The organism is Streptomyces sp. NPDC048254 (assembly GCF_043201895.1).
Lineage (GTDB): Bacteria > Actinomycetota > Actinomycetes > Streptomycetales > Streptomycetaceae > Streptomyces.
Genome location: NZ_JBICZJ010000003.1, coordinates 581,831 through 608,800, shown reverse-complemented (window position 1 = coordinate 608,800; position 26,970 = coordinate 581,831). Strand labels below are relative to the sequence as shown.

Genomic DNA, 26,970 nt, shown 5'->3' with positions numbered 1-26,970 from the left:
ATTGCCGCCGTGGCGCTGCCCATAGTCATCACTCTGGCGGTGATGGCGTTCGCCTGGCCGGCAGGGCGGATCTCGCCGCGCGACGTCCCGGTCGGGATCGTGGGCACGGGGCCGGCCAGCCAGCGCGCGGTGGAGGGGCTGACCCACGAGATGCCCGGCGCGTTCGACTTTCACCTCTATCCCGACCAGCAGGCCGTGCGGTCGGCGATCAAGAACCGGGATGTCTACGGCGCCTTCGCCATCTCCGGCCACGGCGTCACCGTGCTGAAGGCCACCGCCGCCGGCCCCTCCGTGGCCCAGCTCCTGACCGATGTCGGACAGCAGTTGGCCGACAAGGCCACCCAGCAGATGGCCGCCCGGCAGAAAGCCGCCGAGGAGAAGGCCGCCAAGGAGAAGGCCGCCGATACGCATTCCCCGGCGAAGGCCCACAAGAAGGCAGCCGCCCAGCAGGGCGCTGCCCGACTGAAGGCCGCTCCGCAGAAAGCCGCCGGCGCCGATCCCTCGGTGAAGGTCCCCATGAAGGCGGTCGACGTGGTGCCCGTCGCCAAGGACGACCCCCGGGGTGTGGTGTTCAGCTCATCGGTCTTCCCGCTCACGATCTGCGGCATCATGATCGGGGCCTTCGTCACGATGGCTCGCGGCCTGGCACGCCCGCGGCATCGAGTGCTGACCCTTGTCGTCGCATGCGCCGTCGCGGCCCTCGGCGTCTATCTCGTGGCTCAGGGTTTCCTCGGGGCGCTGCCCCACAATCACGTGGCCACCTGGGCGATCCTGTCGCTCGACCTGCTCTCCATCAGCGCCACCGCCGCCGGCCTGATCCGACTCCTCGGGCCGGCGGGCCTCGGGCTCAGCGCCGCGCTCATGGTCTTCGTCGGAAACGCCTTCTCCGGCGCCACCTCCGCGCCGGAGATGCTTCCCAAGGGCGTGGACTACGTCGGCCAGTGGCTGCCCCCGGGCGCCGGAGCCAGTCTGCTTCGCGACATCACGTACTTCGACGGCAACGCCGACGCCGGCCACCTTGCCGTCCTCGCCCTGTGGGGCGTCTGCGGGCTCACAGCGGTCATGTTCGGCCACTGGGTCATCAGGGGAGCCCGCGACACGAAGACGGAGGCTCCGGCTTCCGGGGAGTCGCTCCCGGCCCTGCCGGGGTCCGGCACCGCTGTGGCGGTTCGCCGTCACGCGCACGCCCACGCCCGTCGCCAGGACGGCGACGGCTGATGCCGAGCGCTGGGGCGCGGCCCGGCAGCCACACGGGTTGACTCCCGACACCATTACGACCACGACCCCCGAGTACTGCGCGAGGTGTTGAACCGCGATGGCTCGCGCCGTACCGGAACGGACACACACCATGCCTACCCCACAACGCCCCCAGCCGGCCCGCCGGACCGCGCATCCGCAGTCGACCGATGCCTCTCCGGCCATCGCTCAGGCCTTCACCCTGCTCAGCAGGCGCTGGAACGGCCTGATCCTCATGGCGCTGGCCAAAGGCCCGGCCGACTCCGCACAGATTCGCGAGCGCGTCCCCGGCATCAGCAACCGGATGCTCGCCCAGCGGCTCCAGGAACTGACCGCGATCGATCTGGTCGCCCAGGACGTCCGGCCCGGGCTGTCGTCGCGAACCCGTTACGTGCTCTCTCCGCACGGCAACGCCTTCCTCATCCCCCTGGCCGTTCTCTTCTTGTGGGCGGAAGATCACCTTCCGGCAAGCAGCCCACCGGCATCTGATCAACCGGCCGCGCCAGGCCACTGATCTCCCCTTCCGCTCTGGCAGGGGCTGCAGCCGGACACATGCCTCCGGCGGGGGCCGACCGCCCCGGGGGCCCGGAACACCGCTGCATAGCCGGCGTCCGGCTCTGTCATGACCTCCTGCCTCGCCGCGACCGCACCGCCGAGCAGTGCGCTTCCGCGTGGGGCCGCGCGGGGCGCGACCCGGCACTACTGCAATATCCGGTATTTCCTGCATATTGTTACATTTCGTGGTCTTACGGCTGACAAGAGGGGCATGTAGAGCAGACGAGGGAGACTGGTGAACTTGGACGTCTACGAGGCAGTCACTAGCCGACGAGCCGTACGTGGATTCATCGACCGGCCCGTCCCGAGGGAGGTACTCGAGCGGGTCCTCTCCGCTGCGGCTTGGTCGCCGTCCGGGTCGAACCTCCAGCCCTGGCGCGTCTACGTACTGACCGGCCGGCCGCTGGGCGAACTCAAGGAGCTCGCCGGCAAGCGCGTGACCGCCTGCGATCCCTGGGACGAGCGGGAGTACGAGATGTACCCGCCGACACTGAAGTCCCCGTACCGCGAGCGCCGATCCGCCTTCGGTGCGGAGCGCTACAGCGGACTCGGCATCGCGCACGAGGACTGGGAGGCGCGCCAGAGGGCCGCTTCCGCGAACTGGAAATGCTTCGGCGCGCCCGCCGCGCTGTTCTGCTACATCGACCGGGGTCTGGGCCGGCCCCAGTGGTCCGACGTGGGCATGTATCTGCAGACCGTGATGCTGCTGCTCCGTGCCGAAGGCCTGCACAGCTGCCCGCAGATGGCGTGGTCGGTCTATCGCAAGACCGTCGCGGAGGTCCTGTCACCCCCGGCCGACCTCATCCTCTTCTGCGGCATGTCGATCGGATTCGAGGACACCGCGGTGCCCTCCACCGGTACAGGCCGAGCACCGCTCGACGAGACGGTCACGTTCGTCGACGACTAGTCAGCGGTACCGACAACTCGGCTCACCGCGCCAGCCGTTGTCACAGCCGCCTCGACACCGGCATCAGGAAGCGATCCCGCGTTTGTCCATGGCCTCCTCGACTATGCGCAGCCCGTCCATGCCCGGCAGCTTCGCGATGTGCGAGTCGATGTCGCGGATGAGTCTGCGGCCCTCGGAGCCCGCGAAGAGGTGCGTCATGACGTGCGTGACCTCGGTCTCGGGCATGACACCCGAGCCGACCGGGCCCCAGGCTTTTTCGAGCGCCAGCCGGGCGACCACCCGGGCCTTCTTGCTCGCCGCGAGCCGGTCACGCGCCTGCGATGCGTAGAACGCGACGTGCTTCGTCTCCTGCTGTGCGATCCGCTTCAGCAGCGGTACCAGCACCGGATGGCTCTCCAGCGCGGCAAGCCGGTGATACGCCGCTGTCGCCGACCACTCGTTCGCCGCGCCCCACGCCATGTGCACGGCGACGAAGTCGTTTCCGACCAGCCGGCCGATCACCGTCTGCTTCACCGTCCCCAGGCGGTCCTTCCAGCCGAGCTTCAGACGGGTCGCCTTGAGCTCGTCGAAGTCGACTCGGAGGCCGTGGCGCTCCAGCACGGCCGCGAGTGCTTCGCCGTGCCAGAACTCCTCGCGGTTCCACATCGTCATGAAAGCGCCCACCGCGGGCTCGTCGTGAGACGGGGTCGTCAGCAGATCACGCAGGTAACACACCGTGTGGTATTCGATGTCACACATGTAGCGCAGCGTGCGCAACGTCTCCTCGGGCAGCGGGTTGCGCTCGAACTCGTCGAAGTCGAGGTCGGCCCACTGCACGCCGGTGGAGTTCTTCGTGTACTTGTCCATGTCGAAAGCCATCAGTCGCTCTTCTCGTCGGCGCGCGCCGGAATCGTCGCCCGTGCCGCGATGACGTCGCGGCGCACCCCCGAACCGCCCCTCTTCCAGCGGTAGATGTTCCAGTTCCTCTTGTGCGACTCGCGCGCCAGTCCGGCGTCGGGGTTGATCGCCGAGGGCCTGCCCAGCAGCGACAGCCACGGCAGGTCGGAGTGGCTGTCGCCGTAGCCGTAGGAGGCCGCGAGGTCGTAGCCGCCCTCCTCGGCGTACCGCTGAAGCCACGCGGCCCTCGCCTCGTCGACGAGCGGCGGCTTCGCCAGGTAGCCGGTGAGCACACCGTCCCGCACGTGCATGGAGCTTCCGACGACCTCGTCGAACAGGCCGGCGAGCGGAGCGGCGAGAAGGCCGATGGAGCCGGTGACCAGGACGGTGCGGTGACCTGCCGCACGGTGCTCGCGGATGCGTGCCAGGGCGTCCGCGCTCGTGTGCCGCAGCATCGTGTCGGCGTACCCGCGCTGTACGACCTCCTCGAGACGGGCGATGGGCATGCCGCGGTAGCGGCGCAGGAACGCGCGGATGAACTCGCCGCGGTCACGCCTCTCGGCGCGGAGGTAGCCGGGCAGCGAGGCGAGCAGGTCCGCCGCCTCCTTCGGCCAGGCCGCCTTGCGGAAGCCAGAGGTGCGCACCCAGAGGTACTGCTCGACGATGTTGGAGTCGACGACGGTCCGTTCGAGGTCGAAGACGGCGACCACGTCGGTACGCCGCGGCAGTTCGCGTTTCGGGCGGGCGTTCGCCGGCCGGGCTGCCGCGGCCTTGCGGCGACGGTAGGCCGCCGTCAGCTCGCTGATGGCGGGGAGGTGCACCTTCTGCAGGTACTCTTCCCAGTCGATCCGCTCCACATCGAAGCCACGGTCCTCGCGCGCCTCGGCCGGAAGCGCGTTGTTCAGCGCGCGGGCGTTGCGGTCATCGAAGATGATCTCGGTCTGCGCATACGCGCGGTAGAGGTCGGTGAAGTTGCGGAGGGTGGCGATGCCCGCGCGCAGCTTGGCGTTCTCGGTCGCGAGAGCGCGCTTGCGCTCGTCGTTCGGCATCAGCCGCAGAGCGGCGTCCCACAGGTCGGCCTTTTTCTTCGCCAGCAGAAGGCCTCGGTCGAACCTGCGCTCGCCCGAGAACTTCCAGGTCGGTACTTTGACGAATCCGTCGCCCTTGGGCAGCGGGTGCTGGGTGTAGTAGTCGCGTACGTTCTCGTACATGCGGTGGAAGGGCAGCGGATTCGACGCGCCCGAGGCGATGTGGAAGTACTCGGGCTCGTCGACCGGCGTCGGGCTTGCCGCCGCGGCGAGGATCGCGTTGACGACGAAGTCGACGGGGATGACATCGAGGATCGAGTCGGGCAGCCCCGGGAAGTCCGGCAGCTGGCCGCGGCCATAGGCGAAGATCAACGGATCGGCCACCTTGAAGCCGTCGATCCAGCCGGGGAACGGGTGCTGGAGGGCGCTCTCGATGATCGAGGGCCGGACCACCGAGAGCCGGTGCCCGGCCTCGCCCCAAAGGTCTTCCGCGGCACGTTCGGCGAGTGCCTTCGTCAGCGTGTAGACGTCGGTCCACCCCAGACTCTGCGCGCGCCTGCGGCCGGCGGCGACAAGCTGCGAACGCACCCACTCGCGCCGCGCGTCCTCGCTCGCGCGAGCCGCCGCGATCGGGCCCTCCTTGCCGTGGTTGCCGCGGGCACGGGACATGAACCGCTCGAGCATCGCCGGCTCCCGCGAGGCGAGTTCGGTGCGCTCGTGGGTCTGTGCCGCCAAGGTCCACTCGGTGTGCCAGTCGACGTCGTGCTCGAGCTTGGCCTCGGGCACCACACCACGACGGAGTCCCCCGACGTAGCAGGTCGACACATGGACGACGTGCGGGTCGGATCCGGAGGCGAGCAGGGCCTCGTAGAGGCTCACGGTGCCGTTGACGTTGGTGTCGAACGCCTCGTGGACGGGCGGGTCGAACGAGACGGTCGACGCCGAGTGGATGACGACGTCGAGCCGGGAAGGCAGCTCAGGAATGCTGGTCATGCTGCCGTCGAGCACGGTGATCCGCTCACGGACGACGCGCTCGGCCTCCTCGGCGCCCACAGCATTCCGCCAGCGCTCGAACACGGGTTTGCGGAGAAGCTGCTGGAGCCGGTCCTGCCCGGTCTGGCTGCCCTTCCCGCGCACCAGGAGCGAGATGTGGGTGGCGGGGTGATCGGTGAGCAGCCGTTCAAGCACGGCCTGCCCGACGAAGCCGGTCGCGCCCGTCAGCAGGACGTGCGCGTTGCCGAGTTCGGTCTTCGCGTTGTGCGATATCACGGAAGGAGCCTCGATTCCACGGTGGATGCGACACGGGGACGGATGCCGGGGAGCTCGGCGACCATCCCGCGGATACGGCGCGCCTCGGCTCGTCCGCTCCGGTCGCCGAAGACCTGGCGTTCGAAGAAGGTGCGCTCGTCCCCGGAGCGATCGACCGAGCCGAGCGGCCAGGCGGCGCGCCGGAGGGCGCGGCGGGTGATGCGCTGGGCGCGGGCCGAGCCCTGGAGCCGGCGCTCCGCCTCCTCGGCGAGGAAGCGGATGTGGCGATGCTTGATCTCCACCACGGGGTTGATGATCGACGCCATGGCGGAGGACACGCCGGCCAGCCGCCGGTAGGCCGCCTGCGTGATCCATTCGTCCACGAGGCCCGTCGTCACGTGTTCGGCGACGATCTGTGTACCGGTGATGTTCGCGATGAGGGAACGACGGATCGGGCCACGGCGTTCGCGGCGCTCCGCCAGTACCCATCGCGCCGGGCCGGCGCTCGAAGGGAGGTCGCGGGCGGCGGGAGAAGCATCCAGGACGGCGTCGAGGGCATCGGCGATCCAGAACCTCTCGAACATCCACGTGGTGAGGAACGCGGTGACCCGGGCGTCCTTGTGTGTCGCCGTGACGAGGAGGTCGCGCACACGGTGCAGCGTCGCGCGTTCCATGTCGCGCAGCGCGCGCACGAGCCGGACGGATTCGGCATCGAGCGGCTCTTCGGCGAGCGACCCGAGGTCGAGCGTTCCGCGATGGCTGCCATGTGCCGTACGGGCGAACTCACGCACGTCGAAGCCCGCTGTCTCGGGCGGCGCGGTCGTCGTCTCGTTGTTCGAGTTCATGCACAGGCTTTCTGGGGCGGGAGCAGGGGAAACGCTGCAGAAGCCCCGGAGCGTGCGAGAAGCCGTCGGGGGCCGTCACATGAGACCGGGCAACCGGCACATGTGTGACACGTGACCGCAGGCGGCTTGCGCCGGACCTTGCTGTGCATCGGTCACCTCCGTCATGTGCGGAAGCTCGTGTCACAACACGGATGCGAGCCCGGTCTAACGCAGTGACCCGAGAAACGAAAGGTGTGTCATGCGCAAGGACTCGGCCATCTGCTGTTGTACGACCGTGGCAGTTCGCCTGGGCCGGCTCGTCGGACCGTGCTGAGCCGTACCCGGGTCGCCCTTGTCACCGGAGCCACGTCGGGTATCGGAGCCGCGTTCACGCACGCTCTGGCAGACCGCGGATGGGACCTTGTCCTGGTGGCGCGCGACAGGGAGCGGCTCGGCCGGATGGCGGTCGAGCTCGAATCCCACGGCCGAGCTGTCGAGGTGCTGCCCGCCGACCTGTCCGATCGTGCCGACGTCGAGCGGGTCGCCGCCCGGCTGGCGGACCCCGCCCGTCCCGTGGACATGCTCGTGAACAACGCCGGTTTCGGCGTGCGCGCACCGATCACCTCGGCCGACACCGCTCCGCACGACCGGGCGATCGAGGTCATGGGGCGCGCGGTGCTGGTGCTCGCCGGTGCCGCCGGGCGGGCCATGCGCGAACGCGGGCACGGTGCGATCGTCAACGTGTCGAGCACGGCCGGCTTCGTCACGATGGGAAGCTATTCGGCCGTCAAGGCCTTCGTGACCTCGCTCTCGGAGGGCCTGGCGAACGAGCTCCATGGAACGGGCGTCACCGTGACGGCGCTCTGTCCGGGCTGGGTCCGCACGGAGTTCCACACGCGGGCCGGAATACGGTCGTCGAGCATTCCGGACTTCCTCTGGCTCGACGCCCGGCGACTCGTCGAGACAAGTCTGCGCGACGTACGCCGCGGCCGGGTGATCTCCGTGCCGAGCCTCCGGTACCGGTTGCTCATCTGGTTCACACGTCATCTTCCACGCCGCACCGTGCGGTGGATCTCGCGACGGATCTCGTCCGGCCGCGACGACAGTCTCACTCACTGAAGGAATCAGTGCGGGCGAGCCCGCACGGGAAGGAAGCGGATGCCCGCGACGATACGCGGCCGTTTCACCTCACGCTCCCACGCTGCGGCGCGTTTTGTCGCGCAGCGGGGGCTGTTGAAGCCCCTCGTCTGGAGCGTGACCAGCGTCACGGTGCTCGGGCGCGAGCGGTTGGCGAACGTCGAGGACTCGTATGTCGTCGTCGCCAATCACACCTCGCACCTCGACACGCCACTCATCATGGGCGCGCTGCCCCGCCGACTGGCTCGCTACCTCGCGGTGGGAGCCGCCGCCGACTACTTCTTCGACGTGTGGCGGCGGCGCGGCCTCACAGCCCTCTTCTTCAACGCCTTCCCGGTCGACCGCACGGGAGTTGCCGGGCGCGGAGTGAGCGCCAAGGCTCTGCTGAACCGGGGAGTGCCGCTCCTGATCTTTCCCGAGGGGACCCGCTCGCGCGACGGATCACTGGGGGCGTTCAAGCCTGGGGCGGCGGCGCTCGCCTCGTCGGCCGAGGTGCCGGTGCTCCCCGTCGCGGTCATCGGCGCGCATGCGGCGCATCCTCGCGGGTCGAACTGGCCGAAGCCGGGCCGGCTGCCGGTCGGGGTCGTCTTCGGCGAACCGCTCACCGCTTTTCCCGGGGAGCTGAGGAGCGAGTTCACCGAACGCATCCGCTCGGCGATCCTCACCCTCACCGAGGAGAACTCCGACCGCATCCTCGGCGTCAGCGCGACCGCACGTCGTATACCTGAAGGAGACCGTTCGTGACCCAGCCCACCGGCCGCACCGACGCGATGCGCACCGATGACGTGAAACACATGAAGTGGTGGGGCTGGGGGGTGGAAGGAGTCGGATTCCGGCACGAGGACAAACCTGGTTTCGCGCCGTTCGTACAGAAGGCCGTCGGTCTCGATCTCTGGGCGGGCGAGCGCACCGAACGGCCCGACTTCTCGCGGTTGAAGGTACCGGCCTCGACGGCGCCCGAGGAGTTCGTCTCGGTTCTGGGCGGCATCGTCGGAGCCGGGAACACAGTTGTCGACGACCTGTCCCGGGTCGTCCACACGTACGGCAAGAGCCTGCGTGACCTGGTCCGCATCCGGGCCGGCGAGATAGCACGCAGTCCCGACGTGATCGTCTACCCGGCCGACGAGGCCGAGGTGCAAGGCGTCGTCGACGCGGCCGTCGAGGCGGACGCCGTGATCATCCCCTTCGGGGGCGGCAGCAACATCGCGGGCAGCCTGGAGCCGCACATGGACGAGTCCCGGGTGGTCGTCTCACTCGACCTGGGCCGCCTCAACCAGGTGCTGGAGATCGACCCCGACTCCGGCCTGGCGCGCGTCCAGGCCGGGGCGCTGGGCCCTGATCTCGAGGCTCAACTCAACGGGCGCGGCTGGACGATGGGGCACTTCCCCGACTCGTTCACCCACTCGACGCTCGGCGGGTGGGTCGCCACGCGCTCGTCCGGCATGCAGTCGGACAAGTACGGCGACATCGCGGACATCGTCAAGGGGCTGCGTGTCGTGCGGGCCGGAGGGATCCTAGTGATCCGTGCCGTTCCGAGCGCGTCGACGGGGCCGAGCGTGCGGGAGATGGTGGTGGGCTCCGAGGGGCGGCTCGGCGTCATCACCGAGGTCACGGTGCAGGTGCACCGGCTCCCCGGGAAGCGGGCCATCCACGCCTACTTCTTCAAGAACCTCGACCACGGCCTCGCGGCGATGCAGGAGATCGCCGAGAGCGACGTCTCGCCCTCGGTCACCCGTGTCTCGGACGCGCACGAGACGGCCTTCTCCCTGGCGACGAGCAAGGAGTCGAAGGGCATTCAGAAAACGGCACAGGCGGGCCTCATGGCGTATCTCAAGAGGCGTGGCTGGAATCTCGACGAGATGTGCCTATCCTTCATCGGCTTCGAGGGCGACAAGGCACACGTGAAACGGCAGAAGTCGCTCGTCGACCGGATCGTGCGCAGGCATCACGGCATCGGCGTCGGCAAGGGACCCGGTGCGCTCTACGACCAGAAGAAGTTCGACACGCCGTACATCCGCGACTTCCTGCTCGACCGCGGTGCCGCCGGCGACGTGAGCGAGACCGCCGGTCCGTGGTCGAAGCTTCGTGGCATCCACGCAGCGGTCTACGAGGCGGCCGACCGCGCGTACGAGAAGATCGGCCGCAAGGGCTGGACGATGTCGCACATGTCGCACTCGTACCACTCCGGAGCCTGCCTCTACTTCACTTTCGCCTTCGTGTTCGGTGACGACCCGCTCGGCGAGTACGACACGGTCAAGCGCGCGATCCAGCAGGCGTTCGTCGACGCCGGCGGCACCATCTCGCACCACCACGGGGTGGGCCTGGAGCACGCGCCCTGGCTGGAGGAGGACATCTCGACGGAGGGTGTCGCCATCATGTCGGGCCTGTTCGGCGCCGCCGACCCGGGCGGCAACTTCAACCCGCGCAAGATCGTGGTCTGAGCACCGGCGGCCGATGGCCCGCGCGCGTGGCCGGTACTCGGGCATCGCCACGCCCACGCCGCGAACCGGGCGGATCACGCACGGCCGCGTGTGATCCGTACCGGCTGCGTGGTGGGTGCCGGACACCGGCCGGTCCGGCCGCCGACCTCAAGTGCGTCTCCACGGCGCCGAGAAGCCTGGACCTCGCACAACAACCAAGATCAGCGGTTGAATTGACACTCTCCGTGCCCGCCGACGTGTCACATATCCGCCAGGTGCCCGGTCTCACCTGACAACCCTTGGAATCCTTCACGGAGACGAGAAAGACCATGACCGCATTCCAGGCTTTCCTGCCGAGCGACGAATCCTGGAGGTTTTCTCTGTCATGGCTGCAGAACACGGCGACCACGCAACGCATTGGCGCGAACGGGGAGCCTGCGTACGCATCGACCCCGACCTGTTCTTCCCCATAGGAAACGGCAGCCTGACGCACGTCCAGATCGCCGAGGCCAAGGCCGTCTGCCGTCGTTGCCCGGTCATGGACCGGTGTCTCGACTGGGCCATGGGCGTCGAGCAGGTGGAAGGCATCTGGGGTGGAAAGACGGAGGGCGAACGCCGTCTGATGAGGCGGCGTGACAGCGCTGAGCACCACCTCGGGGCCCTGCGTGTCACATCCGTGCCTCATGCCCGGTCATAGGAGTGGATGCGGTCATGAGCCTGTCGCGCAAGGGGGGGTGCGGATTCGGCGCTCCGCTGCCTCGGTCTCATGACATCAAGAGCGTCCCTTTCGGGCCGGATGAGGAATGGTTTCAGGGACATGGATGATCAGAGCCAGAAAGAAGAAGCAGGCGAAGGAGGCGCTGGGGAGCGGATTGCCCGTTGGGCGGACGGACGCCTGGGCCCGTACAGCCTGATCCGTGCTAAGGCACGTAGGGTTTTCCCGGACCACTGGTCCTTCTTGTTGGGCGAGATCTGTCTCTACAGCTTCATCGTCATCATCGTGACAGGGATCTATCTGACCCTGTACTTCCATCCGTCGATGAAAGAGGTGCAGTACAACGGCAGCTACATGCCGTTGCGGGGGCAGACGGTGTCGGAGGCGTTCAACTCGACCATGCACCTCTCTTTCGATGTCCGGGGCGGCCTGTTGATCCGACAGGCCCATCACTGGGCAGCCCTGGTGTTCATCGGGGCCATGCTCGTCCACATGCTGCGCGTGTTCTTCACCGGCGCCTTCCGCAAGCCCCGTGAATTCCAGTGGCTGTTCGGGTTCCTGCTGCTGGTCCTCGGAATGTTCGGAGGACTGACCGGATACGACCTTCCGGATGACCTTCTCTCCGGAACCGGGCTCGCCGTCGTGAACGGGACGATCCTCTCCATACCGATCGTCGGAACCTACCTCTCGATGTTTCTCTTCGGAGGCGAGTTCCCGGGCGGCGAACTGGTGGCGCGCTTCAACACCATCCATGTTCTGATCATCCCCGCCCTCATGGTGGGACTGCTCGTGGCCCATCTGATCCTGCTGCTCCACCACAAGCACACGCAGTATCCAGGCCCGGGACGGAGCAACAAGAACGTGGTGGGCCTGCCGCTCAAGGTACGGGCGGTGAAGTCCGCGGGCTTCTTCTTCCTGGTCGCCGGAGTCATCTTCGCCATCGCAGCACTCGTGCAGATCAATCCCATCTGGCTGTACGGCCCTTACCACGTCGACCAGGTCTCGGCCGGATCGCAGCCCGACTGGTACATGGGCGTGGCGGACGGACTGCTGCGCGTCATGCCCGGCTGGGAAATCGACTTCTGGGGCCACACCCTGGCACTGGACAACCTGATTCCGCTGGTGGCAGGCGTCGGCCTCTTCCTGGCCATGGGCGCATATCCGTTCATCGAGTCCTGGGCGACCGGGGACGATCGTGATCAGCACCTTCTTGACGGACCGCGCAACCGCCCCGTGCGAACGGCACTCGGTGTCGCCTGGATCAGTTTCTATCTGGTAGCGCTCATCGGTGCCGCGAACGACATCATCGCCACCCGGTTCCATGTCTCGGTCGAATCAGTGACGTGGGCGGTCCGCATCGGCCTCTTCGTCGCGCCTGTCGCGGCCTACGCCGTGGCGAAGCGGTTCGCCCTCGGTCTGCAACGCAGCGACCGCGACAAGGTACTGCACGGCCGCGAGACCGGTGTCATCAAGCGCTTGCCGCACGGCGAGTTCGTCGAGGTGCACGAGCCGCTCGGCCGGGAGGAACTCCACCTTCTGACACAGCATGAGCAACACACGCCGATCGCACCCGGCTCCAACGGCGACGCGGGAGACCCTGGCGCCGGCATCGGGCTTGCTCGGCGCCTGCGTGTCAGGTTCAGCCGCGCCCTGTACGGCGAAGGCACGCAGATACCCAAGCCGACCACGCGGGAGTACCAGGAGATCGCCCATGAGCGCCCGCACTGAACAGGGCGGCCACCGGCCGACGGTACGAAGCGGGAGGCCGGCCGTATCCCCGGATCCGGCCCACGTCGGCCGACGTCACCATGTGTTCCCCGTACTCGTACTCGTGCTCGCCGACTCGCGGGCCGGTAGCAGGGTGTCTCCAGGCACGAGTGCGCCGGCCACGGCCGGCCACCGTGCGCACCGGACGGTCGAGGGAAGGCAGGCGACCAGGTCGGCTCCAGCGCCACCGGCCGCGACATCAGCGGCGCACGCATGGCAAGACGCGGCTGGTCTGTCCAGCAACAGAGCCAACCAGACGGTGTGGGAGAGAGGTTCGGAAGACTGTGCCGAGAACATGTCTCATAGTCGACTACGGCGGTGTGCTCACGACGTCGCTCGATGATGCGGTGCGTGGCTTCGAAGACCGTGAAGGCCTTTCCGAAGGAGCGGTGGAGCGCACCTGGTACCGGAACCCGGCGATGGTCGCGCTCACTCACGACCTCGAACGGGGCAGGGCCACTCAGTTCGACTGGAACCGTCGCATGGGCCGGGCCCTGGGCATCGACAGCACCGACCTTCTGGGCCGGATCTTCGCGGATTCCCGTCTCGCCGAATCCATGGTGTCGGTGCTGGCCAGGGCCCGCGCCTCCGGACTGAAGACTGGTCTGTTGTCCAACAGCATGGGCTTGGCCCCGTGGAACATGTATCGAGGCTTCGACATCGACGCGGCCTTCGACGCGGCGCTCGTCTCCGGGCAGTACGGACTGCGCAAACCGGAGCCAGCTGTGTATGAGCTCATCCTCAAGATGCTCGAAGTGCCCGGCGAGGAATGCGTCTTCGTCGATGACAACGCGGTGAACCTGCCGCCCGCCGAGGCACTGGGAATGGCCACTGTCCTGCATCGCAGCGCGGAGCACTCCACGACGCGACTCGGAGAACTGCTGGGCGTCGCTCTCGGGCCGAATCCGTGAGCCCGGAGACTGCTTGAAAGGGGAAGCGGCGACGTCGCGAGCCGCCTCACCGCAGGGGACGGTGCCGAATCGCTGTCACGGACACAGGAGCAGGTAAGGTCCGGCCGTCCGGGGAGTAGATGCCGGCCGTCGCGAACGGGGACTCATGCCGAACGTACGGGCCTCGTCCGGGACGACCGGCACCCCGCGCCGCCCTGTCTCCCAATGAACTCGATCTCGTGGAGTCAATCCGCCGAGGCACAGGTGGAGATGTAGCCGCCGAGTCCCGGTCGAGTGGACGGGAAGGCTGTCCCCATTTCCTCGCCCCCTTTGGGTGAGGCGCGGACCGTGGACACGACGGCGGTTCCGGTCCAGATGGTCACCATGGACATCACAGGCCGACGGTCAGGGTCGCGCGAGCCACTCGTTGAAAGTCCGGTGCCCGAAGCTGCAGGACTCCGGCTCGGGCAGCAGAGTCCGCTCCTGGAGCTCCACGCCGAAGAAAGCAGCGTGCGCGTCGGCGACCACCGCACGCTTGTCACCCTGCGCGGCCAGCAGCTTCTGAGTGAACTCGTCGAGACGGCCCACGTCCGGGCCGGCGACCTCAAGTACTCCGAACAGCGGCACACCGACTGCGACGTGAGCGACCGCGGCAGCGACATCTTCCGTCGCCACGGGGCGTGTCAGGACGGGTGCGACATGGACGCTGCCCGTGTACGACGCCGAACGCGACACGTCCTCCACAGACTCGAAGAACGGTGTGGCGCGCACAATGGAGTGGGGAATCGGCGAGCGCCGTACCAGCTCCTCCTGCTCTGCCTTCGCGCGGAAGTACCCGGCTTGCAGCCGGTCTGCCCCTACGACGGACAGAATCACATAGTGTTCGGCGCCGGCCGACCCGGCGGCCTCCAGCAGATTGCCCGTGGCGGTACCGAAGAACTCCACACTCGCGGTCTCCGCACGGGAGGGCGTATCGGTGACGTCCACCACCACGTCCGCGCCGCGCAGGGCCTTGGGAAGGCCCTCCCCGGTCACGACATCGACGCCTTCCCTGCGTGATACGAGCGCAACCTCCACTCCGTGGTCCCGAAGCCTCGCGACCGTCTTGGAACCGATCAGACCGGTGGCTCCTACAACAACGACTCTCATCTGGGTTTCTTCCCGTCGGGGGGTGTGACCCCGCTGATGCCTCCGCACGCCTGACGACGACGTCAGCCACGCACCACACGTAGGACAGAGTTCGCCCCGATGTTGTGACACCGCGCCAAGACCCGTGCTCGCTCCGAACGGCATCCCCGAAGAACGGACGCAGCCCCCTGTGTCACAGATCCACTGTGCGCCCGGTCATCACTGCAAAACGTGCAGGGGACCAGGACATGGGAACACGCGGCCGACCAAGGGGACGTCCGTTCCGGAGACATTCCGGTCGCGAGGTACGTCTGGCTCAGGGCACGGTGGATCTACGGAGGTGCAACACGATGTCGGACAAGGATGCAGCGCACGGTCACGGTGAGCAGTCCACGTCGGAAGGATGGAAGACGGCGGCGACGATGCTCCAGGACGCCGCACCGATCACCGTTCCCGAGGGTGCGTCGGCGATGACCGTTCATGTCGAGTGGGGGCCCGGAGACCCGGGAACGCCGCCACACCGCCACTCGGGACCTGCGTTCGGGTACGTCCTCGAAGGAGCGGTCCGCTTCGAGCTGGAGGGCGAGCCCGAGCGCGTGATCGAGGCCGGCGGGACGTTCTGGGAGCCGGGTGGTGATGTGATCCATTACCAGGACGGCAACGCCCTCACGGATGCGCGAACCCGGTTCGTCGTGACCATGATGTGCGCACCGGGCAAGCCCATGCTGGAACTGGTCGGTGAGAGGGAACTGGCCGAACGGGCCCAGCTGCGTGCCCCGCGCCCCACAGGCTGACCAACCGACCACTCACACCGTGCAGTTCCGACGCGGATCCTGACCGCCCCGTGGGAGGGTGCGAATCGGCATGCGTGCCACCGAAGTTGTCCACTACATGCTGACCACACTGTTCGCGGCGGCCGCTGCCCACGCGCTCCGACAGGGTGTTCTGACCCGGACCCGGGCCGGCCGCAGCCGTGTCGACCATCTGCTGCACGCCGCCATGGCCCTGGTCATGGCAGTGATGCCGTGGGGCTGGGGCGGCGCCCTGCCGGAGCTGCCCCTGTCGGTCTTCTTCGCCGCCGCCGCACTGTGGTTCCCGCTGACCGCCGTCAAGTGCGGCCAGGAGCGGCAGCTGTCGGCAGCCGCGAGGAGACTGCCCTACGCGGTCGGCATGGCGGCGATGACCTGGATGTCGTACCGCTCGACGGGCCATGCGCACCAGACCATGGCCGAGGGCGTTCCGACAGCACACCAGACCATGCCCCTCGGCCACTTCACGGGTGAGTCGAAGGCCGCCGACGTCGTCACAGGACTGTTGACGCTGTACCTCCTCACATGTTCTCTTCGCTCGCTGACCCGTGACATGCCCGCACTGCGCACAACTCCCGAAACGGCCGACAACTCGACCAGCCTCAGGAGTGTTTACAACCGCTTCTGGGACGGAGCGACAGCCATGGGAACGGCGGTCATGCTCCTGATGCCCCATTGACTCCTCGCCGGCCCGTTCGCCGTGGCCTGCCCCTGCCATGTCCGACACCAGAAGGAGAATGACATGACCACCACTCCCACGGCACCGCAGCACGAGCCGCTGGGCGCCGACTTCTACCTGTACGAGGCGCTTCTCCCCGACGACGAACGCAAGATACTGCGCAAGGCCCGCGCCTTCCTGCGTGACGAAGTGAAGCCGATGGTCAACGGGTACTGGGACAAGGGCGAGTTCCCCATGGAACTGATCGAGAAGTTCCGCGGGAGCGGGCTGACCGCCCTGTCCTACGAGGGCTACGGTGAGCACCTGCCCGCCGCCAGCCATCTGCTCGGCGGCATGCTCGCGATGGAGATGAGTCGCGTCGACGCCTCGGTCGCCACCTTCTTCGGCGTCCACAACGGGCTCAGCTTCTACTCCATCTACACCGGCGGCGACCAGGAGCAGCGGGAGAGGTGGCTGCCCGCCATGGCCTCGATGGAGAAGATCGGCGCTTTCGCCATGACCGAGCCGCTGGGTGGCTCCGACGTCTCCGGTGGCATGCGCACCACCGCCAAACTCCAGGGCGACACCTGGGTCCTCAACGGCGCGAAGAGGTGGATCGGCAACGCCACCTTCGCCGACCACGTCGTGGTGTGGGCGCGGGACGTGGACGACGACCAGGTCAAGGGCTTCGTCGTCGAGAAGGGCACCCCCGGCTTCGTGCCGGTGAAGATCGAGGGCAAGATCGCGCTGCGGATCGTGGAGAACGCCGAGATCGCCCTGACCGACGTACGGGTGCCGGAGGCGAACCGCCTCCAGAACATCAACTCCTTCAGGGACGTCGCGGAGATCCTGCGCTTCACGCGCAGCGGTGTCGCCTGGCAGGCCCTGGGTGTCATGATCGGCGCCTATGAGCCGGCCCTCGCCTACGCCAAGGAGCGTCAGCAGTTCGGACGTCCGATCGCCGGGTTCCAGATGGTGCAGGACCTGCTGGTGAAGAGCCTGGGCGACATCACCGCCTCCTGGGGCATGCTGGTGCAGCTCGCCCGGCTGCAGGACCAGGGCGTCTTCCGCGATGACCACTCGGCGCTGGCGAAGGGGTTCACCACGTCCCGGATGCGGGAGGTCGTCGCGTCCAGCCGCGAGATCTTCGGTGGCAACGGCATCGTCCTCGACCACGACGTCGCACGGTTCTTCGCCGACGCCGAGGCGCTCTACTCCTACGAGGGCACCCGCCAGATGCAGACCCTCATCGTCGGTAAGTCCATTACCGGGCAGAGCGCCTTCGTGTGAGCCGTGCCGCACTCTGCGAGGAGGCACCTCGGCTTCGCCTTCGGCGTTGCCTGCCGCACCTGCGAGGCCGGGGCATCGCTCACTGGGCCCCGTCGGTGACTTCGCCCCGTTCGACGGCCAGCCGGGTCAGTTCGACGCGGGTGTTGATGCCGAGCTTGGTGAAGATGTGCCTCATGTGGGTGTTGACGGTGTGCACGGACACGTAGAGCCGGTCGGCGATCGCCCGGTTGGTGAGGCCTTCCACGACGAGCGGGATCAGTTTCCGCTCGGATTCGGTCAGACTCCCCCATCCCTGGGAGCTGACCGTGTCGTGGCGCGGGGCGCCCGCGCGCACGCCGAGCTGCCGAAGGCGCCGCCGGATCCGCTCGTGATCGCGCAGGGCTCCCGAGGCCGACGCCAGCTGGCCCGCTTCCTCGAAGTACGGGATCGCCTGCGCCGTATCGGCTGATGTGGCCATGAGCGCGCCGAGGTCCTCGCATGCCGCGGCCAGAGCCAGTCGCCTGCCGGTGCTCCGGTAGCCGCTGATGGCGGCCGTGAGTGCACGGGCGTCGCTGTGGAGCAGGCCGTCCACATGGGCGCGGACGGCCGTGATGATCTCCTGGCTGTCGTCCCGGGCGGTGAGGGTGCGCAGTGCGCCGGACACGGCCCGCGCGACCGACGGCTCCGCGCCGCGCAGCGCGATACGCACGATTCCGGGCCAGTGGGACGGCGGAAGGGCGAGCAGCCGCGTCGGCTCGCTGTCCTCGAAGCTGCCCGTGAGTGCCGTTGCCGCTGCCTCGTTGCGGCCCTCCGCGTCCGCCAGGCAGGCGCGCGCGAGCGACACCCACAGGCCGTACCGCTGCGCGTTCGTGCCGGAGCCGGCCTCGGCGGCGCGGAGCTGGTCGCTCGCCTTGGCGAGGTCACCGCGCCTGATCTCCACCAGTGCCAGCACGGAGCGGGCCTGCGGATTCGGCTGGGTGATCTCGAGTTCGTCCGCCACCGCCAGACTGGCCTCGGCCTCCACGGCCGCGTCGTCCAGCGCGCCCTGTTCGAGCAGGGCGCAGGCGCGCCGAGCGTGCCAGTGGGGCAGTGACCAGCCGAGGCCCAGCGCCTCCGCTTCGTGCTGACCCTCACGCAGAACCCGCTCGGTGTCCGCGAGCCGGTCAGTGGTGGTGAGTACCGTGGCCAGCCACAGCGCCGGAATTCTCGGGGGCCGCAGGTAGGGCACGGTGGGCTCGGTGCCGGCGCGTGCGGTGGCCGCCTCAGCGAGCTCAAGGGCTCGGGCCAGGTGCCCGCGGTAGAAGAACGTCTGCGACTGGAACACCATGACGCTGACGACGACGGCCGGATCGTCGCTCTGGTAGGAGGCCGCGACCAGCCCGGTGTCCGTCTGCTCGGCAGCGGTGATGTCTCCGAGGTACACGTGGCCCGTCGCCTGCGTCTTCAGCAGCAGGACACGCAGGTCGGACGGCAGCGCGGGGAGGTCCAGAGCGTGCCGCAGGTGTGTCATGGCGGCGGCGTCGTCGCCCGCGGCCTGGTGTATTTCGGCGGCCACCAGGCGCAGGTTCGCCTCCTGCGGCGGCTCCAGACCGTCCGACAGGGTGGCGTCTACCAGGTCGAGCGCCTCGTGGACCCGGCGAGTCCGGCCGAGGTACTCGGCGGCGTCGGTCAGCAGACCGACGCGACGCCGGTCGCGCGGGGGCAGCAGGCCGGCGATCCGCTGAGCGAGGTCCGCGGCCGCGTCGGGTGCCGTCGACGACAGTTCCCGTACGGCGGTGTGCAGCCTGGTCACGGCGTCGTCGTCGACCGGGCCGCCCGCCATGACGACGTGCCAGGCCACCTCCGCCGATCGTGCCCCGGTGGCGCGCAGACTCTCGGCGGCCTCCCGGTGCAGAGCGGTCCGTACGGCCGGCGGCAGGTTCTCGTGGACGGTCTGCCTCAGCAGGTCGTGGCGGAAGGCGAGTCGCGGGCCGTCCGCCGAGAGCAGTCCGCCGTTCAGGGCGGCCTCCACGCCGGACAGCAGGCTGCCGGCCTGCCTGCCGAGCATGCGGGCGGCCGTGCCGAAGTCGAATTCGCGGCCGAGGACCGAGCCGATCTGGAGCAGCCGCACGGCATCTTCCGGGAGCTGCTCCAGACGTGCGGCGACACTCTGACGGAAGCCGACGGGGATGTCGCGGTACAGGTGGCCGGCCGCGCCCGCCTCGGCTTTGACGGCATCCGCGCCAGGAAAAGAGCGCACCAGTTCGATCGCCAGGAACGGATTGCCCGCGACGCCTCGCAGCATCCTGGCCAGACCGGGTGAAGGCTTCGCCCCGAGCACGTCGGCCGCGATGTTCTCCAGTTCCTGCTGTGGCAGGGGGCCGAGGGTCAGCCAGCGGGCTCCGAGGCGTTCGAGGTCCTCCCGCACCCTGGCCACGGTCGGCCGCTCGGTCTCCGACCGTACCGCCAGCACCCACAGGATCCGCGAGGCGGCCAGTCGTCCGGGCAGCGTGCGCAGCGCGAAGAGCGTGGCCGGATCGGCCCATTGCGTGTCGTCCACGAGCACGAGCACCGGCGCGCGCTGAGCTCGGTCCTCCAGAGCGTCCGCGATGCTGTCCAGCAGCCGGAGCCGCTGGTCGTCCACGGCCGCGGCGGCCCGGCGGGAACCGTCGAAGGCCTGGAGGACGGACTGCAGGGCGGCTCCTGCCGCGTATTGATCGAACTCGTCGGCCCGTACGGAGACCACATCGAACCCGCACCGCCGCGCCCGTCCGTCCAACTCCGCGAGCAGTCGGCTCTTGCCGACGCCGGGCACGCCTTCCACGACGACGCAGGCGCCCCGTCCGCCATGCACTGTCACCAGAGCTTCGCGGACCGCCGCGATCTCACGGTCCCGTCCCCTGAGGCTCAGCCCGGTCCCCGCCTGGCTACCGCGCCCGGGGTCCAGGTCGCCCGTGGGGTCTGTGCTGCGCATGGGGCAAGCATGCCGCAGGCCATAGGTGCCCTCAACGTCGGTCCCCCTGTGTGATCGGTGCTCGCGCCCGGGGTGACTGCCGGCGGCGCGCCGTCCACGGAACGACGGCGGCAGGGTGCGGGGAACGCATTCGGGTGACGGAGTCGACGGGCTCCGTACGGAACCGGCCTGCGTGAGCAGGCGGGTCAGCCGGTGGGGCGCGGGGCGCGCAGATGGGCCCGCTCCGTCAGCTCCTGCTCCTCGACCAGGGTGAGCATCGGCTGACCCGGCGCGTCCGTCCGGGATCGGCACCGCGCACCCTGCCGCAGACGCCGGCCCACAGCCGGGATCCGGCCGAGGCGCCGGCCGCGACGGAGCTCGTCGAGCGGTTTCCGGAGGGCATCTGCTCGCTCGGCCTCAAGGGCGAGTTCACCTACGTCGTGCCACCGCGGCCGCCTTGCCAGGCGGCAGCGTCCCCGAGCTGGCCGGCACACGTCCCTGGCAGTCCCTGCCCCGGTGCACCGACTCGCCCTTCGACGCCATGTCCGGGCTCGCCGCGCAGCTCGCCCAGGCCCGGTTCGAGTCGATGGACCGGCTCGCCACAACCCTGATCGACCACGCACGGCGAACCGCCCCCATGACGGACGACATCGCCTTGCTGCTCATCGGGCTCGCCGCCACCGGATAGGGCGGAGTGCTACCGCCGTGTGCGGCAGCCGACCCATACCCCGGCGCCCCGCCCCGCCGGGTGGAAGCGGTGACGGCCACACCCTGTGACCCGGTGTCGGGATTGACCGTCCTGATCGAGTGAGCGTGCGGTCACCCACCGCACGACGGCGGTATCGACGCCGCCTACGTAGGCAGCACCCTGGCACCAGAGGCGGTGGCCGCCGAGCACGGCCGGCAGCTCCTGGCCTGGGTCGGGCACAAGCTCACCGACGTGCCCTGCAGGTGATCCAAGACGACCGCGACACCACGGGTGCGGACGTCCAGACATTCCTGGTCGGACGGACCGCAGGTGAAGCCGGGGCCCGGTCGAGGAATCCGGGGAGCGCGCCTCACCCATCGGCCGGCGCAAGACCGGGAACAGTTCCGCAGCGGGCGCGGGAGCCCAGAAACGCGGCGATCTTGCTCGGGTTGAACACCCACATCACCTTGTGTATGCCTTCCCTCGAAGCAGCGATCGTCAGGATCGCGGTGGGGGAACCGTCGCGGTACAGCATCACACTCGTACGGCCATTGGCCTGGACCGGTCGCAGGTCCGTCTCCCGCCAGAACCGCGGAGTGGCGGTCGCCAGGTTGGCCACACGCGCACGGCCCACCACAGGCACACGCGCGGCGCCTCGGAAACCGTTGCCGTCGGACAGGCTGACGATGTCGGGGGCGAGGACGGCTTCCAACGAGGCCACATCCCCGGTGCGAGCCGCCGAGACGAAGGCATCCAGCAGGCGTCGATGCTCCACCGCGTCCACGCTCGTCCGCGGCTCGCCCGACAGACGCTTGCGCGAACGGCTCACGATCTGGCGGACGTTGACGACGCTGAGCTGCAGGATCTCGGCAATCTCCGGATAGGAGTAGTCGAACGCCTCGCGCAGGACGTACGCGGCCCGCTCAGTGGGACTCAGCTTCTCCAGTACCAGCAACAGGGCCAGCTCCAGAGCCTCCGCCCGCTGCGCGCCCACCTCCGGATCCGCGCTGGTGTCGACGGGCTCAGGCAACCACGGCCCGATGTAGGTCTCCCGACGCACCCTTGCCGACTGCGCCACGTTGATGGCCAGGCGGGTCGTCGCGCTCGACAGGAAGGCCACCGGGCTCACCACCACGGAGCGGTCGGTCTTCTGCCAACGCAGCCACACCTCCTGGACCACGTCCTCAGCCTCGACCACACTGCCGAGCACACGGTAGGCGATCCCGAAAAGGCGCGCGCGGTGCTGCACAAAGGCAGAAACAGCCTCGTCCAGGTCACTCGTCATGGGGGACGACTTGAGATACATGATCCTGCGGTCCTCGTTCCTCCGGATACGGCTGTCACGTGGCGGGATCACATCGCTACCGCGCGCAAGCAGGTGACTTCGACAAGCCGTCCTGCGGGAAATGTGGCCATTCGGCACATGGAAATGTCGCAACTGTTGTCGGACCAGCGGCGGTCAGGCAGAGACATCGTTGTCTCGCAAACCCGCCCCTTGGCTCACATCAGGACTCCGAGCAACAGCTGCACTTCTCTTCAGGTAATGAATGCACTCTCCGCCAACCGGGCCAGACTGGGTCATAACCGCGCCTGGACGCATCGCATGATCGAGTGATTCGGCCAGCCGGCACGTAGGCGTGCCACGGCCGGCGGTTCGGTCCGGACGGCGCCTCACAGACGTCCAAGACCGCCCGCCTCCCTCATCCGCCTGACCTGTCGAACCATTGACCGGCGGGGATCGAAAGATGTGACAGGGAGCCCAACACACCATCAGCGGCAGTCGCACCGGGAAGCTCCTCACAGCCAGAGCGGCTCAGGGCGATCCTGCGGTGCATCGCATGATCTAGTGATTCGACTGACCGCCAAGGTCACGAAGTGATCGTCGGGGCAGTGAGGCCCGCCATGGTGGTGGATCCTCCGCAGAGCACGATGCGGCCTGGTCAGATGTCACGGTGGCCTTGTAGAACGGTGCATATCATGTTGGCGGGATGCCCGTTTCCGCGTCCGGGCCGAGTGGCACGCAGCCGAGTCGGGACGTGGTCGGAGGGGTACAGGATGAGAGGAACGCATGGTCTCCGTAACCCGCTCGACGCACGACATCGAGGTCACTGCCGAAGGCCTCCAGGAGGAACTGGCCCGCCTGCAGATCCAGAAGCAGGCACTGGAGAGGGAACTCGCCGCGGTCGTGGCGCATCTCGGCTCGGTGCGACGGGCTCTCAGCGCCTTCGAGTCCTTGATGCGTGCCCCGGCTGTCGCGGAGCAGGTCCAGGTTCCGAAGCCCGTCGTCCCGCAGGCCGAGATCGCCTCCACCGAATCCGCCAAACCCGCCAAGCCCGCCGGCCTCGCGACGACGCCCGCGCCTCGGGCGCAGCAGCCGCCGAGCAGGAGCGAGGACGCGGACCGTCCTGCTCCGGCGGGGGACGACACGGACGGGCAGCACAAGTACGGCCGGCTCACCGAGCAGATCATGGAGTACTTCGCCGCGGCCGACGACGTCGATGTACGGGCCCGTGATGTGGCCGCCGCTCTGGGCCGTGACTCCGACAGCGGAAGCATCAACGGGGTTCGCAGCACACTCGATCGCCTTGTCGGCGCCTCTCGTATCCAACGGACCGGGCGAGGTCTCTACCGCGCCCGTCGTTCCTAGAGTCAAGGCCGCTCAAGCGGCGCCCGGCAGTTCAGCTCAACGATCTCAGGACCACAGCCAGGCACAGGGCCATGGCCACGGTGATCAGGATCATCGCGGTGAGCGTTCCTCGTAGCCATCGTGTGAAGCGGACGCGGTGCTGCTGCTGCACCTCGCTGATGCTTGCGGCGATGTGTTCCGTCACCATGCGTGCGACGTACTTCTGTTCCTTGAGGTACCAGCTCTCGATGTCCGCCTTCTGCTCCTGGGTCATCCCCGGCACCCGCGTGGTGAATACCGCCACGCGCTGCCGTGCTGCTTCGAGATGAGCGTGCCGGTACAGGAAGGTCTCGATGTCGGTCAGGCCGCGCGCGGCCTCCTTACTCGTGTTCATGGTGTGCTCCACAGGAGGAAAGGCGGTGAGCCCGGTACGGGAAGGCAGAAACGCCCTAAGCGCTTGCACCGTTGTGGTGCAGCCTTCACAACTAATGGACCGAGCAGCTCGTCCCCCTGTGACAGGCACCCCGCGGCTGCCCGACGAAGGGGAAGCCCACGGTGCGGCACGCGTGGCCGCGCCGTGCGCGCGACGTTCCCGTGAGTCGACGGCGAGTCGGCTGGTGGCAGCTCGGCTCGTTCCCGCCCTGGTGGTCCGATCGGTCGGAAACACCCGCGCGTGCCGCGCGCCGCCGTGGCCCTGTCGAACGGGCGGTTCGTCGTCTATCTCGACGGGGGCCGGCAGACTCTCCGCCTTTCCCGTGTGCTCATGCGGCCGTGCGGCCACTCGTCGGGCTCTCGCCAGGGCGCTGCGGATCGCCGCTCGTGACGAACGCGTCCCGTGGATGCTGCACGGAGGCGAGGGAGACGAGGTCTCGGCCGAAGACCGCAGCCGTGAGCCAGACCGTGAGGACGCGGATCTTGCGTTCCCACGAGGGCACGGCCAGGACGTGATAGCCCCGGTGCATCAGCCAGGCCGGAAGCCCCTTGATGACGATCCTCTTGTACTGGAAGATGCCCCGACCCAGCCCCAGCGTGGCCACCACCCCCAGACTGCTGTGGCGGTAGTTCTTGGTTCGTCCCCCGCGCAGGTCGGCCACGATGTTCTTCGCGAGGCGTCTGCCCTGCCGTACGGCGTGCTGGGCGTTCGGCACCGTGTGAGCCCCGGGCACTGTCGAAGCCAGGTCGGGAACGGCCGCGTCGTCCCCGGCCGCCCATGCATCCGGAACGAGTTCGCTGTCGGTGCCCACACGTAGATCGGGACGGACCACGAGCAGACCTCGTTCGTCGATCGGGAGATCCGAGTGGTTGTGCACGACCGGATTGGAGGCATTGCCGGCGGTCCATACGACCAACGCGGAATCGAACTCCTCCCCGTCGGACAGCACTACGTGGCCGTCGGCGAGGGAGCGGATCTGTGTGTCGAGGTGAACGTGCGCGCCACGGCGTTCCAAAGAGCGCACCACCCAGGCGCCCGGCTTGTCCCCCACCTCGGGCAGAATGCGGCCCCGGGCCTCGACCAGGTGGAAGGAGAGTTCGTCACTGCTCAGCTCCGGATACGACTTCAGCATCGCCGTCGCGAGCGACAGCAGTTCCCCGAAGCCCTCGACTCCGGAGAACCCGCCGCCCACGAACGTCACGGTCAGCAGCCTTCGCCGCTCGGCGCCGGGAGGCAAGGACGCCGCCTGGTCGAACGCGGTCATCAGCCGGTCGCGGATGGCCACCGCCTCTTCGACGTGCTTCAGCCCGATCGCGTGCTGGGCCAGCCCCGGGATGGGGAAGGTGCGGGTCACGGCGCCGGCGGTGACGACGAGGGTGTCGTAACGCAGTTCGTAGTCCGCTCCCTTGGCAGGCCGTACCGTGATCGTCCGGTCCGCATGGCGGATCGCGGTCACGGTCCCCGCGATCAGCCGGGCGCGGCGCAGGTGCCGCCGCAGCGACACGGCGGCGTGCCGAGCCTCGACCGATCCGGCCGTCACCTCCGGCAGAAACGGTTGGTATGTCATGTAAGGGCGGGGGTCGACAACCGTGATCCTCGCCTCTGCTGTGCTGAGCCGCTTCTCAAGGCCCCAGGCAGCGTAGAAGCCTGCGTAGCCGCCACCGACAATCAGAATTTCACGCATCAGACCCTCTGTTTGTTGTTCGACACCTCTTAGACAAGACAGGGCCAGACGGTGTGACACGACTTCCGGCAGTGCTGCGCGACCTGGTGGAGCGTGGACAGCTCCAACGGAGCCGGATCGCGCCGGACGGTCCGGGCCTCGGCCCCGACACACCCAACCGCGCTGCGGAACGCTCAGGTGTGCTGGTCCGATACTCGGTCCATGCGTGTGGAATACGCCCCTGAGGCGATGAGCAGCACAGACTTCTACAGGCTTCTGACATCGGTCGTCATTCCGCGGCCGATTGCCTGGGTCTCCACGGTCACACCCGACGGAAGTACCGAGAACCTGGCCCCGCACTCCTTCTTCAGCATCGCCAGCACCGATCCCCCGATCGTCCAGTTCACCTCGATCGGCCGGAAGGACTCGCTGCGGAACGTCGAGGAGACCGGGGAGTTCGTAGTCAACTTCTCGTCCGAACCGCTCCTGCAGCTGATCAACGCCACGGCCATCGACTTCCCGCGCTCGGTCAGCGAATTCGACACCGCGGGCATTGAGCGCGAGGCCAGCCGAAGTGTGCGTCCGCCCAGAGTGGCAGCCGCTCATGTGGCTTTGGAGTGCCGTTCACACACCACCCTGCGCATGGGCAACTGCACCTTGGTCTTCGGGCGAGTGCTGCATGCCGCGGTCGACGAGCACTACCTCGTCGACAACCGTCCCAACAGCGAGTTGCTGCGCCCCCTCACCAAACTCGGCGGCGACGAATGGGGCACTCTGGGCAATATCCTGCACTTGAACCGCATCCCGTACGAGGAACCCGGCAGCGCCTGATTCCCCGTACGGGTCGGCCGAGCCACGAAGGCCCGTCGCGCAGGAACAGCCGCGGTCGCCGAACCGGCGCGACTGATCGCGGTACCGGAGGCCGAACAACGCCGAGACGCAGAAGACAGCCACCCCGGATACGCTGCCGCCAGAGGACGATTTCGCCGGCGGCGAGAGGCAAGGGCTGACGCCCGGTTGTCGCGCCGCCCAGCTGTACGACCGGCCCCTGTGCACCACACGTCGGCGACGACCCGCCCGTGCCCGTCGACCACGCCCCCGGGAGCCGTCCGGCTGCTTCGACTGGGCGGTGCCCCATTCGCGCTCACGCACTCATAGACG

24 protein-coding genes are annotated in these 26,970 nt (G+C 68.3%); 15 read left to right on the top strand and 9 right to left on the bottom strand.

Annotated elements, in window-relative coordinates; translation table 11 throughout:
- Positions 1 to 9: 9 nt before the first annotated feature.
- The 3 genes from ACGFZQ_RS12515 to ACGFZQ_RS12505 all read left to right on the top strand — a co-directional run bounded on the left by ACGFZQ_RS12515 (position 10) and on the right by ACGFZQ_RS12505 (position 2,698).
- A complete protein-coding gene (locus ACGFZQ_RS12515) occupies positions 10 to 1,218 on the top strand; it encodes an ABC transporter permease (protein ID WP_393840307.1) in 1,209 nt (402 codons plus the stop codon).
- Positions 1,219 to 1,315: 97 nt separating this feature from the next.
- Positions 1,316 to 1,750, top strand: coding sequence for a winged helix-turn-helix transcriptional regulator (locus tag ACGFZQ_RS12510; protein ID WP_393840306.1), 435 nt, complete (start codon positions 1,316 to 1,318; stop codon positions 1,748 to 1,750).
- Positions 1,751 to 2,032: 282 nt separating this feature from the next.
- Positions 2,033 to 2,698 (top strand): nitroreductase, encoded by a 666-nt coding sequence (locus ACGFZQ_RS12505; RefSeq protein ID WP_393840382.1) that lies wholly within the window; start codon positions 2,033 to 2,035, stop codon positions 2,696 to 2,698.
- Between the two features lie 63 nt (positions 2,699 to 2,761).
- Here ACGFZQ_RS12505 and ACGFZQ_RS12500 read toward each other — a convergent pair whose 3' ends face one another.
- Genes ACGFZQ_RS12500 through ACGFZQ_RS12490 form a run of 3 tightly spaced genes read right to left on the bottom strand, consistent with a single transcriptional unit; the run spans position 2,762 to position 6,695 of the window.
- Positions 2,762 to 3,556, bottom strand: coding sequence for a ferritin-like domain-containing protein (locus ACGFZQ_RS12500; RefSeq protein ID WP_393840305.1), 795 nt, complete (start codon positions 3,554 to 3,556; stop codon positions 2,762 to 2,764).
- Positions 3,556 to 5,871: an HAD-IB family phosphatase gene (locus ACGFZQ_RS12495; protein WP_393840304.1), complete on the bottom strand. Its 2,316-nt coding sequence runs from the start codon at positions 5,869 to 5,871 to the stop codon at positions 3,556 to 3,558. The genes ACGFZQ_RS12500 and ACGFZQ_RS12495 overlap by 1 nt, the downstream gene beginning before the upstream one ends.
- Positions 5,868 to 6,695 (bottom strand): hypothetical protein, encoded by an 828-nt coding sequence (locus ACGFZQ_RS12490; RefSeq protein ID WP_393840303.1) that lies wholly within the window; start codon positions 6,693 to 6,695, stop codon positions 5,868 to 5,870. Before ACGFZQ_RS12490 ends, ACGFZQ_RS12495 begins: the two co-directional genes overlap by 4 nt.
- A 306-nt stretch (positions 6,696 to 7,001) precedes the next feature.
- On the opposite strand from ACGFZQ_RS12490, the gene ACGFZQ_RS12485 reads away from it, so the two are divergent.
- The 6 genes from ACGFZQ_RS12485 (at position 7,002) to ACGFZQ_RS12460 (ending at position 13,624) form a co-directional block, all read left to right on the top strand.
- Entirely contained in the window at positions 7,002 to 7,793 is a 792-nt protein-coding gene (locus ACGFZQ_RS12485) for an SDR family NAD(P)-dependent oxidoreductase (protein WP_393840302.1), read from the top strand.
- Positions 7,794 to 7,928: 135 nt separating this feature from the next.
- Complete coding sequence (locus ACGFZQ_RS12480) at positions 7,929 to 8,555, top strand: lysophospholipid acyltransferase family protein (RefSeq protein ID WP_393840301.1); 627 nt, start codon at positions 7,929 to 7,931, stop codon at positions 8,553 to 8,555.
- Positions 8,552 to 10,252, top strand: a complete 1,701-nt coding sequence (locus ACGFZQ_RS12475) for an FAD-binding oxidoreductase (RefSeq protein ID WP_393840300.1) — start codon at positions 8,552 to 8,554, stop codon at positions 10,250 to 10,252. Before ACGFZQ_RS12480 ends, ACGFZQ_RS12475 begins: the two co-directional genes overlap by 4 nt.
- 364 nt (positions 10,253 to 10,616) lie before the next feature.
- The gene (locus tag ACGFZQ_RS12470; RefSeq protein WP_393840299.1) at positions 10,617 to 10,928 is read left to right on the top strand and encodes a WhiB family transcriptional regulator; all 312 of its coding nucleotides are present in this window, start codon (positions 10,617 to 10,619) and stop codon (positions 10,926 to 10,928) included.
- Positions 10,929 to 11,048: 120 nt separating this feature from the next.
- Positions 11,049 to 12,674 carry a cytochrome bc complex cytochrome b subunit gene (locus tag ACGFZQ_RS12465; protein ID WP_393840298.1) on the top strand — a complete coding sequence of 542 codons (1,626 nt, stop codon included), beginning with the start codon at positions 11,049 to 11,051 and terminating at the stop codon, positions 12,672 to 12,674.
- A 323-nt stretch (positions 12,675 to 12,997) separates the two neighbouring features.
- Positions 12,998 to 13,624 carry an HAD family hydrolase gene (locus tag ACGFZQ_RS12460; protein WP_393840297.1) on the top strand — a complete coding sequence of 209 codons (627 nt, stop codon included), beginning with the start codon at positions 12,998 to 13,000 and terminating at the stop codon, positions 13,622 to 13,624.
- A gap of 384 nt (positions 13,625 to 14,008) precedes the next feature.
- Here the strand turns inward: ACGFZQ_RS12460 and ACGFZQ_RS12455 are convergent, their stop codons facing one another.
- Entirely contained in the window at positions 14,009 to 14,752 is a 744-nt protein-coding gene (locus ACGFZQ_RS12455) for an SDR family oxidoreductase (RefSeq protein ID WP_393840296.1), read from the bottom strand.
- A 329-nt stretch (positions 14,753 to 15,081) separates the two neighbouring features.
- Here ACGFZQ_RS12455 and ACGFZQ_RS12450 point away from each other — a divergent pair, with 329 nt between their 5' ends.
- The 3 genes from ACGFZQ_RS12450 to ACGFZQ_RS12440 all read left to right on the top strand — a co-directional run bounded on the left by ACGFZQ_RS12450 (position 15,082) and on the right by ACGFZQ_RS12440 (position 17,488).
- Positions 15,082 to 15,525, top strand: a complete 444-nt coding sequence (locus ACGFZQ_RS12450) for a cupin domain-containing protein (protein ID WP_393840295.1) — start codon at positions 15,082 to 15,084, stop codon at positions 15,523 to 15,525.
- Between the two features lie 70 nt (positions 15,526 to 15,595).
- Complete coding sequence (locus ACGFZQ_RS12445) at positions 15,596 to 16,219, top strand: DUF5134 domain-containing protein (protein ID WP_393840294.1); 624 nt, start codon at positions 15,596 to 15,598, stop codon at positions 16,217 to 16,219.
- 63 nt (positions 16,220 to 16,282) lie between these two features.
- A complete protein-coding gene (locus ACGFZQ_RS12440) occupies positions 16,283 to 17,488 on the top strand; it encodes an acyl-CoA dehydrogenase family protein (protein ID WP_393840293.1) in 1,206 nt (401 codons plus the stop codon).
- Positions 17,489 to 17,567: 79 nt separating this feature from the next.
- Here the strand turns inward: ACGFZQ_RS12440 and ACGFZQ_RS12435 are convergent, their stop codons facing one another.
- Together ACGFZQ_RS12435 and ACGFZQ_RS12430 are read right to left on the bottom strand one after the other, a co-directional pair.
- On the bottom strand, positions 17,568 to 20,420 hold the full coding sequence (locus ACGFZQ_RS12435; protein WP_393840292.1) for an AAA family ATPase: 2,853 nt from the start codon (positions 20,418 to 20,420) through the stop codon (positions 17,568 to 17,570).
- Positions 20,421 to 20,605: 185 nt separating this feature from the next.
- Positions 20,606 to 20,740: a hypothetical protein gene (locus tag ACGFZQ_RS12430; protein ID WP_393840291.1), complete on the bottom strand. Its 135-nt coding sequence runs from the start codon at positions 20,738 to 20,740 to the stop codon at positions 20,606 to 20,608.
- 116 nt (positions 20,741 to 20,856) lie between these two features.
- Between ACGFZQ_RS12430 and ACGFZQ_RS12425 the strand changes: the two genes are divergently transcribed.
- Entirely contained in the window at positions 20,857 to 21,087 is a 231-nt protein-coding gene (locus tag ACGFZQ_RS12425) for a hypothetical protein (protein ID WP_393840290.1), read from the top strand.
- A gap of 370 nt (positions 21,088 to 21,457) precedes the next feature.
- Here the strand turns inward: ACGFZQ_RS12425 and ACGFZQ_RS12420 are convergent, their stop codons facing one another.
- The gene (locus ACGFZQ_RS12420) at positions 21,458 to 22,393 is read right to left on the bottom strand and encodes an RNA polymerase sigma-70 factor (RefSeq protein ID WP_393840289.1); all 936 of its coding nucleotides are present in this window, start codon (positions 22,391 to 22,393) and stop codon (positions 21,458 to 21,460) included.
- A gap of 762 nt (positions 22,394 to 23,155) precedes the next feature.
- Here ACGFZQ_RS12420 and ACGFZQ_RS12415 point away from each other — a divergent pair.
- Positions 23,156 to 23,734 (top strand): hypothetical protein, encoded by a 579-nt coding sequence (locus tag ACGFZQ_RS12415; RefSeq protein ID WP_393840288.1) that lies wholly within the window; start codon positions 23,156 to 23,158, stop codon positions 23,732 to 23,734.
- Between the two features lie 31 nt (positions 23,735 to 23,765).
- Here ACGFZQ_RS12415 and ACGFZQ_RS12410 read toward each other — a convergent pair whose 3' ends face one another.
- Both ACGFZQ_RS12410 and ACGFZQ_RS12405 read right to left on the bottom strand, forming a co-directional pair.
- Positions 23,766 to 24,107: a hypothetical protein gene (locus ACGFZQ_RS12410; RefSeq protein WP_351746515.1), complete on the bottom strand. Its 342-nt coding sequence runs from the start codon at positions 24,105 to 24,107 to the stop codon at positions 23,766 to 23,768.
- A gap of 367 nt (positions 24,108 to 24,474) precedes the next feature.
- Positions 24,475 to 25,830: an NAD(P)/FAD-dependent oxidoreductase gene (locus ACGFZQ_RS12405; protein WP_393840287.1), complete on the bottom strand. Its 1,356-nt coding sequence runs from the start codon at positions 25,828 to 25,830 to the stop codon at positions 24,475 to 24,477.
- A gap of 201 nt (positions 25,831 to 26,031) precedes the next feature.
- Here ACGFZQ_RS12405 and ACGFZQ_RS12400 point away from each other — a divergent pair, with 201 nt between their 5' ends.
- Positions 26,032 to 26,640, top strand: a complete 609-nt coding sequence (locus tag ACGFZQ_RS12400) for a flavin reductase family protein (protein WP_393840286.1) — start codon at positions 26,032 to 26,034, stop codon at positions 26,638 to 26,640.
- Positions 26,641 to 26,970 lie beyond the last annotated feature (330 nt).